Genomic DNA, 15,343 nt, shown 5'->3' on the forward strand with positions numbered 1-15,343 from the left:
CACTAGAAGATGGTATTTTCTACATTAATTTTTATACTTAAGTAGAACCAATGGCTGATGTTTACTCGTTTAGATGGAAACAATCATAAATCATGGTTAACAAATCTGAGATTGTGTTTTATGGCATGCATCTTGCTTTATTAAAGGATAAAATCTTTAGGTTAAATTTGTCACACAAAACTATTTATTTATGCTGAATTTGAGCTGTATGTTTTTTTCGGCATGTTTTGTGCATGTTAAAAACAAGAAAAATGTGTTTTAGCGTACGATTGATTTTTGTTCGAATACTGTGTGATGGACTTCTATCACAGCAACCAAAAGTTTTAGTGTTTAAAAGTTAGATAGAAATATAAGAGAGTAGAACAGTGGATAGCACACACTTTATGAGTAATCTCTTCTATGTCTTTTTGTTTACCTTAGCCTTTATTTTTGTCGCGCGTATCGTAGCTAAAAAAATTGGCTTGGTTGATAAACCGAATTTCAGGAAGAAACACGTAGGATTGGTTCCGCTGGTTGGGGGGATCTCTGTTTTCTTTGGCGTTTGCTTCGCGTTTATGATCACAGAAGAATATATTCCCCATAAGTGGCTATATATTGCTTGTGCGGGGCTCTTAGTGTTCGTTGGTGCACTGGATGATAGGTTTGACATCAGTGTGAAGTTACGTGCTGGAGTTCAAGCGATTGTCGCCGTGGTAATGATGACTGCGGGTGGGCTGTCACTGGAATCTCTAGGCCATGCATTTGGTCCTTGGGAACTGGTACTTGGGCCATTTGGTTATATCGTCACCTTATTTGCCGTTTGGGCTGCGATCAATGCCTTCAACATGGTTGATGGTATTGATGGCCTGTTAGGCGGCTTGTCCTCGGTTTCCTTTGGTGCCCTTGGTTTCTTACTGTATCAAAATGGTAACTATGCGTTAGCGTTTTGGTGTTTTGCGTTTATAGCGGCTATCCTTCCTTATATCCTCATGAATATGGGTGTTTTAGGGCGTCGCTTTAAAGTGTTCATGGGTGATGCGGGAAGTACGTTGATTGGTTTTACCATTATTTGGATCTTGGTAGCATCAACACAAGAAGACGTTCATCCAATCAACCCAGTGACTGCATTATGGATTATTGCTATTCCGCTTATGGATATGGTGGCAATTATGTACCGCCGTATTCGTAAAGGTATGAGTCCATTTTCACCGGATCGTCAGCATATTCATCACTTGATTATGCGTTCAGGTTTTACCCCGAAAGGGGCATTTGTAATCATCACATTGGCTGCGGCAATTCTTGCGTGTATTGGTATTATTGGCGAACGCCTCTCATTCGTTCCTGAATGGGTAATGTTGGCATTATTTTTGCTTGTATTTATGATGTATGGTTACTGCATCAAGCGAGCATGGAAAGTCGCCCGTTTTATCAAACGAATTAGACGTCGTGCGCGTAAGAGTGCGGTCCGGTAACGACAAACGAACTATAGAGGTTCTGTGCAGTGAATAACTCAGAAACGCAACCTAATCAACATCAAACCTCGCTTGAAGCGGAGTTAGATATTCGTGATTTATGCCGCTCACTATGGCAGGGTAAAATTTGGATCGTCGCATGTGCAGTGATTTTTGCTGCGATTGCACTGGGAGCGTCCTATTTTATGCAGCCGAAGTGGAGCACAACGGCTATCACGGATTTACCAACTGTGAACAATCTGGGAAGTTATTATTCTCAGCAACAGTTTCTGCGCAACCTTGATTCTCGTATTAATGCGGTGGGGCAAGAAGGGCAATTACCAACGATTGCCAAAGAAGCTTATGAAGAATTTACCAAACAACTTGGTTCTTACGATACTCGCCGCCAATTTTGGTTAGGTACTGAGTATTATAAACAGCGTTTGGAGAATGATCCGAAAGCGGATGCGGCATTGTTGGATGAGCTAATCAACAATATCGAATATACGCCAGCTGATGCACTCAAAAACCCAACAGATAGCGTGAAGTTAGTGGCTGAAACAGCAACAGACAGCAACCAACTTTTACGTGAATATATTGAGTTTGCTAATCAGCGCGCAACCACAAATTTGAATGATGAATTGAAAGGGACTTGGGCAACCAAAACCCAATCAATGAAAGCGTTAGTTAAACGTGAAGCGATGGTCGCAACGGCAGCGTATGATCGTCGTCTAAATAGCCTTGAACAAGCCCTAAAAGTAGCGGAAAAACAAGGCATTTCGCGTAATCAAACCACTGCGCCAGTGGATGAAATTCCTGACTCAAAAATGTTCATGTTAGGGGTTCCATTACTGCAAGCTCAAATTGAGACGTTAAAAGCAACTGGTCCAGATTTTGATACAGATTATGATCAGAATGTGGCGATGTTATCAACGCTGAATGTTGAGCCTGTTCTTCAAGATAATTTCCACGCGTATCGTTATCTGCGTACGCCTGAAGATCCAATCAAACGCGATAGTCCGCGCAGAGCATTCATTGCCGTTCTGTGGGGTGCAATTGGTATGTTAGTAGGTGCCGGAGTGGTACTGTCTCGCCGTCGCCCATCGTAATGTCATATTCGCCACCGGCGGCAAGGTCGGTGGCGAAATAGCATCATTAAAACTAAAGAAAGCAGTAAACTGCGAAGAAAATATAAGAGAGTCACTGTGAAAGTATTGACTGTATTCGGCACACGGCCTGAAGCCATTAAAATGGCTCCATTGGTTCATGCTCTTGCTGATGATGCAGACTTTGAAGCGAAAGTGTGTGTCACCGCTCAGCACCGTGAAATGCTAGATCAAGTACTGAACTTATTTGAGATCACGCCCGATTATGATCTCAACATTATGAAACCAGGTCAGGATTTAACCGATATTACTTGCCGTATTCTGGAAGGATTAAAGGCAGTATTTGCGGATTTCCAACCCGATGTTGTCCTTGTTCATGGCGATACCGCCACAACAATGGCAACCAGTCTTGCGGCATTCTACCATCGCATCCCTGTCGGGCATGTTGAGGCTGGACTGCGCACAGGGAACCTCTACTCTCCATGGCCAGAAGAAGGTAACCGTAAAATTGCGGGGCACCTTGCTCAGTACCATTTTGCACCGACAGAAAACTCGCGCCAAAACTTACTCAACGAATCCATTCCCGATAGCCATGTTTTTGTGACGGGTAATACGGTCATTGATGCGCTGTTGTGGGTCAAAGAGAAGGTAATGGGTAACCAAAACATGATGGCTGAATTAGCCGGAAATTACCCATTTATCGATCCAAATAAAAAAATGTTGCTTGTAACGGGTCACCGCCGTGAAAGTTTTGGTGGTGGTTTTGAGCGCATTTGCCATGCATTAGCGGATATCGCTCAAACTCACCCTGATGTTCAAGTGGTTTACCCTGTTCACTTAAACCCGAATGTGAGCGAGCCTGTAAAACGTATTCTGCATGGTATTGATAATATTATCTTAATTAGTCCCCAAGAATATCTGCCGTTCGTCTATTTGATGAACCACGCGTATCTGATTTTAACGGATTCCGGCGGTATTCAAGAAGAAGCGCCATCTTTAGGCAAGCCTGTTTTAGTTATGAGAGATACCACCGAACGCCCTGAAGCTGTTGATGCAGGAACAGTCCGTTTAGTGGGTACAGATACACAAACCATTGTAAATGAAGTTAATCGGTTACTGACAGATGAAGCGGAATATCACGAAATGAGCCGCGCACATAACCCGTATGGTGATGGTCATGCTTGTCAGCGTATTCTTGCAGCATTAAAAAGCAATCAGGTGAAATTATGAGTTTTGAAACTATTTCTGTTATCGGCCTCGGTTATATCGGTTTACCAACAGCGGCAGCCTTCGCATCTCGTAAGAAGCAGGTTGTCGGCGTAGATGTCAACCAGCATGCTGTTGACACTATCAATCAAGGTAAAATCCATATTGTGGAACCTGAGCTGGACGTTGTGGTGAAAAAAGCAGTTGAAGACGGTCACTTAAAAGCCTTCACCAAGCCACAACCCGCAGACGCATTTCTGATTGCTGTTCCGACACCATTCAAAGGTGAACACGAGCCTGATTTGGTGTACGTGAAAGCGGCAGCTGAATCTATCGCACCAGTCCTGAAAAAAGGCGACTTAGTGATTCTGGAGTCCACGTCTCCAGTAGGTACGACGGAGCAAATGGCACAGTGGTTAGCAGCAGCTCGCCCTGATTTGACCTTCCCTCACCAAGCTGGTGAAGAAGCAGATATCGACGTGGCATATTGCCCTGAGCGCGTACTGCCAGGTCAAGTGATGGTTGAACTGATCAAAAACGACCGTGTTGTCGGCGGGATGACACCTAAATCTTCACTGCGTGCTAGCGAACTGTACAACATCTTCTTAGAAGGTGAGTGTGTAATCACTAACTCAAGAACAGCTGAAATGTGCAAGTTAACGGAAAACAGCTTCCGTGACGTCAATATCGCATTTGCTAACGAATTATCGCTGATTTGTGCAGACCAAGATATCAATGTTTGGGAACTGATTAGCCTTGCAAACCGTCACCCTCGCGTGAACATTTTGCAACCGGGCCCAGGCGTTGGTGGTCACTGTATCGCAGTAGACCCATGGTTTATCGTGGCACAAAGCCCAAAACAATCTCGTTTAATCCACACTGCTCGTTTAGTTAACGATGGCAAGCCAATCTGGGTTGTTGATCAAGTGAAAGCCGCAGTGGCTGATTGCTTAGTGGAAACTGGCAAAAAAGCGAATGAAATCAAAATCGCATGTTTCGGTTTATCGTTCAAACCAAATATCGATGACCTGCGTGAGAGCCCAGCAATGCACATCACCAAAATGGTTGCGAACTGGAACCCAGGTAAAACATTTGCGGTTGAACCACATATTCACGAATTACCAACTGCACTGAAAGGTATTGCGGAGCTGGTTTCTATTGAAACTGCTGTGAGCGAAGCGGATGTGATCCTGATGTTAGTCGACCATAACCTGTTTAAAGGTATCCAAGGTTCTGCTATCCCACAAAAATGGGTCGTGGATACAAAAGGAGTATGGCGTTGAAACGTATTTTAATTACAGGTGGAGCCGGCTTTATCGGCTCTGCTGTTGTTCGTCATGTGATTGAAAACACAAAAGATCACGCGATTGTGGTTGACTGCTTAACTTATGCGGGCAATTTGGAATCATTAGCGGAAGTCGCCAATAGCGAGCGCTACGCTTTTGAACAAGTGAACATTTGTGACCGTGCTGCATTGGATAAAGTGTTTGCTGAGCACAAACCTGATGTCGTGATGCATTTAGCGGCAGAAAGCCACGTTGACCGCTCAATTGATGGTCCAGCGGCATTTATCGAAACTAACATAGTGGGTACTTACACCCTGTTAGAAGCGGCTCGTCATTACTGGTCTGCACTTGAAGATAGTAAAAAAGCGGCTTTCCGTTTTCATCACATTTCAACTGATGAAGTGTATGGCGACTTGGAAGGTCCTGATGGCTTCTTTACGGAAACTACACCGTATGCACCAAGCAGCCCATATTCAGCCTCAAAAGCGTCTAGCGACCATTTAGTGCGTGCGTGGCAGAGAACGTATGGTTTACCGACCATGATCACCAACTGCTCAAATAACTATGGTCCTTATCACTTCCCTGAGAAGCTGATCCCATTGATTATTTTGAATGCGATTTCCGGTAAGCCGCTGCCAGTGTATGGCAAAGGTGAGCAAATTCGTGATTGGCTGTTTGTGGAAGACCATGCGCGAGCGCTGCATTTAGTGGCGACTCAAGCACAGCCAGGTTCAACCTACAATATTGGTGGTCATAACGAGCGTCGTAATATTCAAGTGGTTGAAACAATTTGTGAATTACTTGAAGAACTACACCCGCAGAAACCTCAAGGGGTTGCTCATTACCGCGACTTAATCACGTATGTAAAAGATCGTCCTGGTCACGATATGCGCTACGCCATTGACGCCGATAAAATTGAGCGTGAATTAGGCTGGACACCTGAAGAGACGTTTGAATCCGGGATCCGTAAAACGGTTCTGTGGTATTTAAACAACGAAACTTGGTGGCGTCGTGTGCAAGATGGCTCCTATGCCGGTGAACGTCTGGGCTTAGGCAGCTAGGAGGCAATATGAAAGGTATTATTCTGGCTGGTGGCTCGGGAACGCGTTTGCACCCGATCACTCGCGGCATCTCAAAACAATTGCTGCCTATCTATGACAAGCCAATGATCTACTATCCGCTGTCAGTGTTAATGCTGGCAGGGATCCGCGAAATTCTAGTGATTTCGACGCCGGATGATTTGCCAATGTTCCAGCGTTTGCTGGGCGACGGTCATGAGTTTGGTATCGAATTGAGCTACGCGGAACAGCCTTCTCCAGATGGGCTGGCTCAAGCGTTTATCATTGGTGAAGAGTTCATTAATGGGGACTCTTGCTGCTTAGTGCTGGGCGACAACATTTTCTTCGGTCACTCATTCAGCCCTAAATTAATGTCAGTCGCGGCACGCCAAAAAGGCGCGACAGTGTTCGGCTATCAAGTCATGGATCCTGAGCGTTTTGGTGTGGTGGAATTTGATGACAATTTTAAAGCGTTGTCTATCGAAGAAAAACCAAAACAGCCAAAATCAAACTGGGCAGTAACGGGTTTATATTTCTATGATAACCAAGTGGTTGATTTTGCTAAACAAGTAAAACCTTCTGAGCGCGGTGAATTAGAAATTACCTCTATCAACCAAATGTATTTAGAGCGCGGCGAGCTTAGCGTTGAACTGCTTGGTCGTGGATTCGCTTGGTTAGATACTGGAACTCATGACAGCTTAATTGAAGCCGGAACATTTGTTCAGACCGTTGAGAAACGCCAAGGCTTTAAAGTGGCTTGTTTAGAAGAGATTGCATGGCGCAATGGCTGGTTATCTGACGACCAAGTCAAAGAAGCGGCAACTCGCCTAAATAAAACGGGCTATGGCAAATATTTAGAGGACTTACTTCGTGTCCGTCCGCGCCAATATTGATCCCCTAGATTGGGAGTCTGATTTTTTCAAACGTTCAACGGCGAAACTGGATTTCGCCGCGACTGATGCACAAATTATTCTTTCTTATCAATTGGATAAGTTTGATATTGTGCAAGCGAAAGTCGCGGCATCCGAAACAGCTAAAATCGATGAACTTGCCAGTATGGGATTCAGTTTTGTTGAAGGCGAAATTGATTTTGCGTTAACTATTGGCACAGAAAATGCTTATCTAAACACAGCGTTATCAGAGGCGGATAATGTGGTTGTTGCACAAACAGGGGATATTGTTTCTCTGCGCGACACCGCGGCCTCTGTGTTTAGTAACAGCCGCTTTAGAACCCCTTGGTACCATGAAGGGGACAGCGGTCGGTTTTATGCATTATGGATAGAAAAAGCCGTTCTCGGCACCTTTGACCACACCTGTTTACTCCTTAGAGATAATGCAGGTGATATTTTAGGTTTCGTTAGCCTACGCAGCCTTGATGCAAATACAGCGCGAATTGGGCTGTTAGCGGCAACGCCAAGTGCAGCAGGACGCGGTATCGGTCGGAAATTAATGTCAGCAGCGTATCAGTGGTGTGTGCAACACCAAAAAAGACAGTTAAATGTTGCCACACAAATGAGCAATGTTGCGGCGTTAAATCTTTATTCACGTAGCGGTGCGGCTATCGCCAGCACAGCATATTGGTTATACAGGGGACAACATGATTCCATTTAATAAACCACCCGTTGTAGGTACTGAAGTTGAGTATATGAAGCAGGCCATGGCAAGTGGCAAACTGTGCGGGGATGGTGGTTTCACTAAGCGTTGTGAAGAGTGGATGGAGAAACGTTTTAACTGTCCGAAGGTCCAGTTAACGCCGTCTTGCACCGCTTCATTAGAAATGGCAGCGATCCTGATTGATATTAAGCCAGGCGATGAAGTCATCATGCCAAGCTTTACCTTCGTATCGACCTCTAACGCATTCGTGTTACGTGGCGCTAAAATTGTGTTTGTGGATATTCGTCCAGATACGATGAATATCGATGAAACCAAAATTGAAGCGGCAATCACTGATCGTACACGTGCAATTGTTCCTGTTCACTACGCAGGCGTGGCTTGCGAAATGGACACCATCATGGCGATTGCGAAGAAACACAATTTATTTGTGATTGAAGACGCAGCGCAAGGCGTGATGTCCACCTATAAAGGTAAAGCACTGGGTACCATCGGTCATATTGGTTGCTATAGCTTCCATGAAACCAAAAACTACTCTTCGGGTGGTGAAGGTGGTGCGACCTTAATCAATGATAAGGCGTTGATTAACCGCGCAGAAGTGATCCGCGAAAAAGGTACAAACCGCAGTCAATTTTTCCGTGGTCAAGTGGACAAATACACTTGGCGTGACATCGGTTCAAGCTACCTGTTATCTGACTTACAAGCAGCCTATTTATGGGCGCAGTTAGAAGAAGCAGACAAAATCAACGAACGCCGCTTACTGCTGTGGGATCGCTATTATCAAGCGTTACAACCACTGGTGGCTGCAGGTCGTTTAGTGTTAGCAACCGTGCCGGAAGGGCTGAAGCATAATGCCCATATGTTCTATATCAAACTCAAAGATGTGGAAGAGCGCACAGCGTTCAATGACTATATGAAATCCCATGGTATTTTGACGGTGTTCCATTATGTGCCACTGCACACCAGCCCTGCTGGACTGGAATTCGGCTATTTCCACGGTGAAGACAAATACACTTCGGTTGAAAGTGACCGTTTAGTGCGCCTGCCAATGTTCTACAACATGACAGACGACGAGCAACAAGTGGTTATTGAGCGAATCAAAGCGTTCTTTGCCTAATGTCACTCGCTAAAGCATCGGTTTGGACTGCTGGGTCTACCCTGATTAAAATCGGGGTGGGCCTGTTGATCGTGAAATTATTTGCAGTCTCATTTGGCCCTAGTGGTGTGGGTCTGGCGGGGAACTTCCGCCAATTAATTACGGTGCTAGGCGTATTGTCTGGCGCTGGGATCTTCAATGGCGTCACAAAATATGTGGCAGAACACCATCAAGATCCGCAGAAATTACGGGCTGTGCTGGGAACGTCTTCAACGATAATCCTCGGATTTTCAACGTTACTGGCGATTATTTTCTTGCTATGTAGCGCCCCTATCAGTGCTGCACTATTTGATACTGAGCAATACAGTGGCGTGATCCGCATGGTTGCCTTGATTCAAATGGGTATCGCGTATGCGAACTATTTCTTGGCGATTTTGAAAGGTTACCGAGACGCTGCAGGGAATGCGACGGCCATCATTTTTGGTAGCATAATCGGCGTAGTCGCCTATTATTTATGCTATCTGATGGGAGGTTATGATGGCGCACTTGCAGGGCTAGCATTGGTACCCGCTTTAGTGGTATTGCCTGCGGTTGGGATGATTATTCGACGTAAACAATTTGCGTTGTCATCACTCAAACCCGCATGGGATAAAGCCATTGCCACTAATTTAGGTAAGTTCACCATCATGGCAATGCTCACGGCAATCACACTGCCTGTTGCCTATATCATGATGCGAAATTTATTGGCACAGACTTATAGCTGGGATGAAGTGGGATTATGGACGGGCGTTACCACGATTTCGGATGCCTATTTACAATTCATCACAGCAACATTTTCGGTCTATTTACTGCCCACGCTGTCCCGTTTACAGCATAAAAATGAAATTTCTGCCGAAATTGTTAAGGCATTGAAGTTTGTATTACCGGCTGTTGCCGCCGTGAGCTTTACGGTTTGGCTGCTGCGTGATTTTGCGATTTGGCTGCTGTTCTCAAAAGAGTTTACAGGGATGAGAGACCTGTTTGCTTGGCAGCTGGTCGGCGATGTATTGAAAGTGGGTGCTTACGTCTTTGGTTATCTCGTCATCGCGAAAGCAGCGCTGCGTTTTTATGTTCTTACGGAAGTAAGCCAATTTGTTCTGTTAACGGGCTTTGCCCATTGGTTTATTCCTGAACATGGCGCCGTGGGGGCGACACAAGCCTATATGGCGACCTATATCGTATATTTTACTCTCTGTTGTTGCGTATTTTTGATCTACCGTAGGCGAGCATGACAACCTTAATACATGTACTGGGATCTGATCTCCCGCATCATAATCAGACGGTTTTAACGTTTTTTAATAACGTTATTTGCCAAGAGATGGCACCGTCACAAAAGCCGCATTTTATGGTGGTGAGCCAGGATGCGCAGCTTGCTGCTGCCTATCCGATGCTTGAAATTGAAGTTTTTGACAGCAAACAATCTATTGCAGATAGCGTTATTCGTCGCGCGAAAGCGGAGCGTCGTACACGCTTTTTCTTCCATGGGCAATTTAATGCGCCAATTTGGTTAGCACTGCTTTTTGGCAAGATAAAATCCCATCAATTCTGGTGGCATATTTGGGGTGCTGATCTCTATGAAGAATCTAGCTCACTGAAATTCAAGCTGTTTTATATTCTACGTCGTCTGGCTCAAAAAAAAGTGGGGCACGTTTGTGCAACACGGGGAGATTTGTGCCATTTTCAGCAGTCGAATCCTAATGTGCCATCATCGGTTCTCTATTTCCCGACGCGTATGGATCCGGCATTGACGCTAAACGAACGTCAGCCTCGTGAGGGCGAGCAATTAACTATCCTGCTCGGTAACTCAGGTGACCGCTCTAATCGTCATGTGGAAGCGCTGAGCGCGATTAAACAGCAATTTGGTGACAAGGTGAAGGTGATAGTCCCGATGGGCTACCCAGCGAATAACCAAAACTATATTGCCGAAGTTGAGCAAGCAGCACAAAGCGAATTCCCTCAGGGGCAGGTGGATATTCTTAAAGAACGTATGGCGTTCGATGATTACCTGAATTTGCTGAAAACCTGCGACCTTGGCTACTTTATTTTTAATCGCCAACAAGGGGTTGGAACGGTTTGTTTGCTTATTCAGTTCTCTATTCCTTTTGTCATTAGTCGCCAAAATACCTTCTGGCAAGATTTAACGGCGCAGAATGTCCCAGTCTTTTTCTATGGTGATGAGCTGACTCTGCCATTAGTGGATGAAGCACAACGCCAAATGAATTCGCTGAATAAACAGCATATTGAATTCTTTGCGCCTAACTTTACTGATGGCTGGAAACAGATCCTCAGCATTGCGGAGGCGAAAGCATGACATTGCTTGAATTGGGTGGCTTAGCGCTTATCTACCTAATCTCTATTATCTTTATCGGCACGCTGATGTATAAAGAGTTTTTGCGCGTGCGCTTTAATTTTAATATTTTCTTTACCTTATTGTATTTGCTGACGTTTTACTTCGGATTCCCGTTGACTTGTGCATTGGTTTTCCAGTTTGACGTGGCAATCGTCCCCGCAGATTACTTGATGTATGCCATGTTGGCGTCAACCAGCTTCTACGCCATTTACTATGTGACGTACAAAACGCGTTTAACTAAGCGCGTGGATACCCAGCGTCGCGCCGTATTTAGTATGAATAAGGTGGAAACCAATCTGACCTGTCTACTGCTGATTGCCGTGGCGGTGGTTACTGTAGGCATTTTTTTCATGGATAACGGTTTCTTGCTGTTTAAGTTGAAATCCTATAGCCAGATATTCTCCAGTCAGGTATCGGGCGTGGCATTGAAGCGCTTTTTCTACTTCTTTATCCCTGCAATGCTGATTGTTTATTTCTTGAAACCCACGCAAAAACGCTGGATTTTCTTCCTGATCAGCACAGTCTCATTCGGTTTCTTAACTTATGTGATTGTAGGCGGAACCCGTGCCAACATTATCTTGGCATTTGCCCTGTTCCTATTTATCGGGATTGTCAGAGGCTGGATCACGCTTTGGATGCTGGCAGCGGCGGGTGTGGCAAGTATTGTTGGGATGTTCTGGTTAGCTCTCAAGCGTTACGGTCTTGATGTGAGCGGTGCCGAAGCGTTTTACACCTTCTTGTATCTAACTCGCGATACGTTCTCGCCATGGGAAAACTTAGGATTATTGCTCAGCTATTATGACCAAATGGAATTCCAAGGTTTAGCGCCGATTATCCGTGATTTCTATGTGTTTATTCCAGCATGGGTATGGCCTGAACGCCCTGATACGGTATTAAACTCGGCTAACTATTTTACCTGGGAAGTGCTGAATAACCATTCTGGGTTAGCGATTTCGCCTACGTTAATTGGCTCGCTGGTGGTCATGGGGGGCGTGCTGTTTATCCCGCTGGGCGCTATCGTGGTGGGCATGATCATTAAATGGTTTGATTGGATTTATGGGTTAAGTCTAAAAGAATCCAACCGTTACAAGGCTGCGATTATGCAGGCATTTTGTTTCGGCGCCATCTTCAACATGATTGTATTAGCTCGTGAAGGGGTCGATTCCTTTGTCTCGCGCGTAGTCTTTTTCTGCTTAGTCTTCGGGCTATGTTTAGTGTTAGCTAAATTACTGTACTGGTTATTTGAAAGTGCCGGTCTTATTCGTACCAAAGCCGCTTTATATTTAAAAAGTGGTCAACGGGAAAGCCGTTAAAAGGAGCATCATGGAACAGTCGTCAATTCCTCAATATAGCATCAGAGGTCATAATATTTGGGGCTTTAAAAACATGGCCCATTTCTTGGACTATCTGTTTGCTGACGGTAAGACCAAAACAGGCACATTAGTGGCTATCAACGCAGAGAAAGTGATGATCGCAGAGCAAGATACTGCGCTGAATACCTTATTAGGGCAGGCGGAATACCTTTATGCAGATGGGATCAGCATTGTGCGTGCTATTCGCCGTAAATATCCAAAAGCCGAGGTTTCTCGTGTGGCAGGTGCCGATTTATGGGAAGGCTTAATGGAGCGTGCAGGAAAAGAAGGTACCCCAGTATTTTTAGTGGGCGGCAAGCCAGAAATTCTTGAGCAGACCAAAGCGAAGCTACGCGCACAATGGAATGTCAACATTGTGGATTCCCAAGATGGCTACTTTACGGCAGAAGACCGCAGTGCACTGTTTGAGCGTATTCACGCGAGCGGTGCCAAGATTGTGACCGTGGCGATGGGCTCTCCTAAGCAAGAAATTTTTATGCGTGATTGCCGTGTTGTGCATCCTGATGCTTTGTATATGGGCGTCGGTGGGACTTATGATGTGTTCACCGGGCATGTTAAGCGTGCGCCTAAAGTATGGCAAAACTTAGGGCTAGAATGGCTGTATCGCTTACTTTCCCAACCAACACGAATTAAACGACAGTTTAAATTGCTGAAGTTTTTAGGCTACTACTACGGTGGTAAGCTTTAAGCGCTTTTCTGACTGAATAAACCCGCATAATGCGGGTTTATTTATTTCTGGCGCCCCCATTCTATCTTCAAATATACCTGCAATTGCTCAAAAATAGATGCAACCTAAGGGATCTCACGGTATCTTGGGGGATTGTATTTTTTATTTTATTTTCGACAACCAGCCGCGATGACTAAAAAGTTATGGCTATTAGAGCTGCGAATATCGAATGGTTATTATCGACAGGGGAAATTATGGACAAGCCACAGCAAGGTCTTCAGCGAGGGCTAGAAGCCCGTCATATTGAGCTGATTGCTTTGGGCGGAACAATTGGGGTTGGGCTATTTATGGGCTCAGCGAGTACGTTGAAGTGGGCGGGACCATCCGTATTGCTTGCGTATATTATCGCAGGGTTATTTGTCTTCTTCATCATGCGTTCTATGGGCGAAATGCTCTTTCTGGAGCCAGTCACTGGTTCATTCGCTTCATTTGGTTATAAATATTTAAGTCCTTTTTGGGGGTGTTTAACCGCGTGGGGTTATTGGTTTATGTGGGTCGCGGTTGGAATTTCAGAGATAACCGCAATAGGGGAATATGCAAAGTATTGGTTCCCTGATGTGCCCCAGTGGATATTTGCGATGGTTGCCGTTGCGTTGGTGGCACTGGCAAACCTCGCCGCAGTAAGGCTATACGGCGAGCTAGAATTCTGGTTTGCGATGATCAAAGTGACCACGATCGTCGTGATGATTTTGATTGGTTTGGGGTTAATTTTCTTTGGTCTTGGCAATAATTTCGAACCGATTGGATTGGCTAACTTGACTGAGCATGGCGGATTCTTCGCTGGTGGCTGGAAAGGTTTCTTATTTGCGTTGTGTATTGTGGTGGCGTCTTATCAAGGTGTTGAGCTCGTCGGGATCACCGCGGGAGAAGCCAAAAATCCGCAAGTGACACTGAAAAAAGCCATCAATAATATTCTGTGGCGTATTCTTATTTTCTATGTCGGCGCCATTTTTATTGTGGTGACACTGTTCCCGTGGACGGAAGTCGGGCAACAAGGCAGCCCGTTTGTGATGACGTTCGCTAAAGTGGGAATTGTCTCGGCAGCCGCGGTTATTAACTTTGTGGTGCTCACCGCAGCATTATCTGGTTGCAATAGCGGCATGTACAGCGGCGGACGTATGCTATACGCACTGGCGCAAAATAAGCAGTTACCAAGTGGACTATTAAAACTGACGAAAAACGGCGTTCCAGCGCGTTGTGTCGGTTTTACTATCTTATGCTTGGTTGCAGGGTCGAGCTTGAACTACATCATTCCAAATCCTGAGCAGGTGTTTGTGTATGTATATAGTGCGAGCGTCTTGCCAGGAATGGTGCCTTGGTTAGTGATCTTGACCAGCCAGCTACGTTTTCGCAAGCAGAACCAGCAGCAGATGGCAGGGCATACGTTTAAATCGATTCTGTTTCCATGGGTGAACTACGCCACATTGCTGTTTTTAGCCTGTGTGCTGGTGGGGATGGCGATTAATCCAGAAACGCGTTTGTCACTAATTGTTGGGGCTATCTTTTTATTGACGGTTTCAGGGCTTTATTTTGTAATCCGCTGCCTGAGCTGTAAGGAAAAAAGTCCATCATAGAAATTGTTTTCGAGCCAGAAACGCCAAAATAGGCGAGAAAGAGGGAAAAAATGCTCTCTTTCTCGACGAAATGGATAAAAGGCAAGCAATCGATAATTTTATTGAAAAAAGGACTAGACAGCAGGGGGATAAATCCGTACTATCCTCTCCCGCAACGGCGTTAAGCGCCCGTAGCTCAGCTGGATAGAGCGCTGCCCTCCGGAGGCAGAGGTCTCAGGTTCGAATCCTGTCGGGCGCACCATCAAAAGGTGACAAGCTACGGTGGCAAAATAAAGTTGTATGTAGTAGTATGACAACACTTTGAAATAAGTGAAGTTATGGTGGCTATAGCTCAGTTGGTAGAGCCCTGGATTGTGATTCCAGTTGTCGTGGGTTCGAGTCCCATTAGCCACCCCATTTTTTTTGTGACATTGCGAGGGTGGCGGAATTGGTAGACGCGCTAGCTTCAGGTGTTAGTGTCCTATGGACGTGGGGGTTCAAGTCCCCC

General features: G+C 45.4%; 13 protein-coding genes and 2 tRNA genes. All 15 read left to right on the top strand.

Annotated elements, in window-relative coordinates; genetic code table 11:
- Positions 1–383: 383 nt before the first annotated feature.
- The 15 genes from wecA (at position 384) to JK188_RS11395 (ending at position 15,252) form a co-directional block, all read left to right on the top strand.
- Positions 384–1,451 (top strand): UDP-N-acetylglucosamine--undecaprenyl-phosphate N-acetylglucosaminephosphotransferase, encoded by a 1,068-nt coding sequence (gene wecA / locus JK188_RS11325; RefSeq protein ID WP_132496300.1) that lies wholly within the window; start codon positions 384–386, stop codon positions 1,449–1,451.
- A gap of 29 nt (positions 1,452–1,480) precedes the next feature.
- The gene (gene wzzE / locus JK188_RS11330) at positions 1,481–2,539 is read left to right on the top strand and encodes an ECA polysaccharide chain length modulation protein (RefSeq protein ID WP_181477695.1); all 1,059 of its coding nucleotides are present in this window, start codon (positions 1,481–1,483) and stop codon (positions 2,537–2,539) included.
- A gap of 96 nt (positions 2,540–2,635) precedes the next feature.
- On the top strand, positions 2,636–3,766 hold the full coding sequence (gene wecB / locus JK188_RS11335) for a non-hydrolyzing UDP-N-acetylglucosamine 2-epimerase (RefSeq protein WP_211886806.1): 1,131 nt from the start codon (positions 2,636–2,638) through the stop codon (positions 3,764–3,766).
- Complete coding sequence (gene wecC / locus JK188_RS11340; protein ID WP_211886808.1) at positions 3,763–5,025, top strand: UDP-N-acetyl-D-mannosamine dehydrogenase; 1,263 nt, start codon at positions 3,763–3,765, stop codon at positions 5,023–5,025. Before wecB ends, wecC begins: the two co-directional genes overlap by 4 nt.
- The gene (rffG, locus tag JK188_RS11345; RefSeq protein ID WP_181477694.1) at positions 5,016–6,089 is read left to right on the top strand and encodes a dTDP-glucose 4,6-dehydratase; all 1,074 of its coding nucleotides are present in this window, start codon (positions 5,016–5,018) and stop codon (positions 6,087–6,089) included. The genes wecC and rffG overlap by 10 nt, the downstream gene beginning before the upstream one ends.
- An 8-nt stretch (positions 6,090–6,097) precedes the next feature.
- Positions 6,098–6,979 (top strand): glucose-1-phosphate thymidylyltransferase RfbA, encoded by an 882-nt coding sequence (rfbA, locus tag JK188_RS11350; protein ID WP_036948820.1) that lies wholly within the window; start codon positions 6,098–6,100, stop codon positions 6,977–6,979.
- The gene (gene rffC, locus JK188_RS11355; protein ID WP_211886809.1) at positions 6,957–7,697 is read left to right on the top strand and encodes a dTDP-4-amino-4,6-dideoxy-D-galactose acyltransferase; all 741 of its coding nucleotides are present in this window, start codon (positions 6,957–6,959) and stop codon (positions 7,695–7,697) included. Before rfbA ends, rffC begins: the two co-directional genes overlap by 23 nt.
- Positions 7,684–8,814: a dTDP-4-amino-4,6-dideoxygalactose transaminase gene (gene rffA / locus JK188_RS11360; protein WP_154599724.1), complete on the top strand. Its 1,131-nt coding sequence runs from the start codon at positions 7,684–7,686 to the stop codon at positions 8,812–8,814. Before rffC ends, rffA begins: the two co-directional genes overlap by 14 nt.
- Entirely contained in the window at positions 8,814–10,064 is a 1,251-nt protein-coding gene (gene wzxE, locus JK188_RS11365) for a lipid III flippase WzxE (protein ID WP_036948828.1), read from the top strand. Before rffA ends, wzxE begins: the two co-directional genes overlap by 1 nt.
- Positions 10,061–11,143, top strand: coding sequence for a TDP-N-acetylfucosamine:lipid II N-acetylfucosaminyltransferase (locus JK188_RS11370; protein ID WP_108478783.1), 1,083 nt, complete (start codon positions 10,061–10,063; stop codon positions 11,141–11,143). The genes wzxE and JK188_RS11370 overlap by 4 nt, the downstream gene beginning before the upstream one ends.
- A complete protein-coding gene (gene wzyE, locus JK188_RS11375; RefSeq protein ID WP_154599723.1) occupies positions 11,140–12,495 on the top strand; it encodes an ECA oligosaccharide polymerase in 1,356 nt (451 codons plus the stop codon). The genes JK188_RS11370 and wzyE overlap by 4 nt, the downstream gene beginning before the upstream one ends.
- A 10-nt stretch (positions 12,496–12,505) precedes the next feature.
- Positions 12,506–13,243 carry a lipopolysaccharide N-acetylmannosaminouronosyltransferase gene (wecG, locus tag JK188_RS11380; RefSeq protein ID WP_036948834.1) on the top strand — a complete coding sequence of 246 codons (738 nt, stop codon included), beginning with the start codon at positions 12,506–12,508 and terminating at the stop codon, positions 13,241–13,243.
- Between the two features lie 233 nt (positions 13,244–13,476).
- On the top strand, positions 13,477–14,856 hold the full coding sequence (thrP, locus tag JK188_RS11385; RefSeq protein ID WP_211887255.1) for a bifunctional threonine/serine APC transporter ThrP: 1,380 nt from the start codon (positions 13,477–13,479) through the stop codon (positions 14,854–14,856).
- 164 nt (positions 14,857–15,020) lie between these two features.
- A tRNA-Arg gene (locus JK188_RS11390) sits at positions 15,021–15,097 on the top strand.
- Positions 15,098–15,176: 79 nt separating this feature from the next.
- A tRNA-His gene (locus JK188_RS11395) sits at positions 15,177–15,252 on the top strand.
- Positions 15,253–15,343: the final 91 nt, after the last annotated feature.

Source organism: Providencia sp. JGM181, assembly GCF_018257375.1.
GTDB lineage: Bacteria > Pseudomonadota > Gammaproteobacteria > Enterobacterales > Enterobacteriaceae > Providencia > Providencia lanzhouensis.

Coding starts and splice junctions, on each gene's coding strand:
- wecA (WP_132496300.1), top strand. CDS start 384: ATGAGTAATCTCTTCTATGTCTTTTTGTTTACCTTAGCCTTTATTTTT.
- wecC (WP_211886808.1), top strand. CDS start 3,763: ATGAGTTTTGAAACTATTTCTGTTATCGGCCTCGGTTATATCGGTTTA.
- rffG (WP_181477694.1), top strand. CDS start 5,016: ATGGCGTTGAAACGTATTTTAATTACAGGTGGAGCCGGCTTTATCGGC.
- rfbA (WP_036948820.1), top strand. CDS start 6,098: ATGAAAGGTATTATTCTGGCTGGTGGCTCGGGAACGCGTTTGCACCCG.
- rffA (WP_154599724.1), top strand. CDS start 7,684: ATGATTCCATTTAATAAACCACCCGTTGTAGGTACTGAAGTTGAGTAT.
- wzxE (WP_036948828.1), top strand. CDS start 8,814: ATGTCACTCGCTAAAGCATCGGTTTGGACTGCTGGGTCTACCCTGATT.
- JK188_RS11370 (WP_108478783.1), top strand. CDS start 10,061: ATGACAACCTTAATACATGTACTGGGATCTGATCTCCCGCATCATAAT.
- wzyE (WP_154599723.1), top strand. CDS start 11,140: ATGACATTGCTTGAATTGGGTGGCTTAGCGCTTATCTACCTAATCTCT.
- wecG (WP_036948834.1), top strand. CDS start 12,506: ATGGAACAGTCGTCAATTCCTCAATATAGCATCAGAGGTCATAATATT.
- thrP (WP_211887255.1), top strand. CDS start 13,477: ATGGACAAGCCACAGCAAGGTCTTCAGCGAGGGCTAGAAGCCCGTCAT.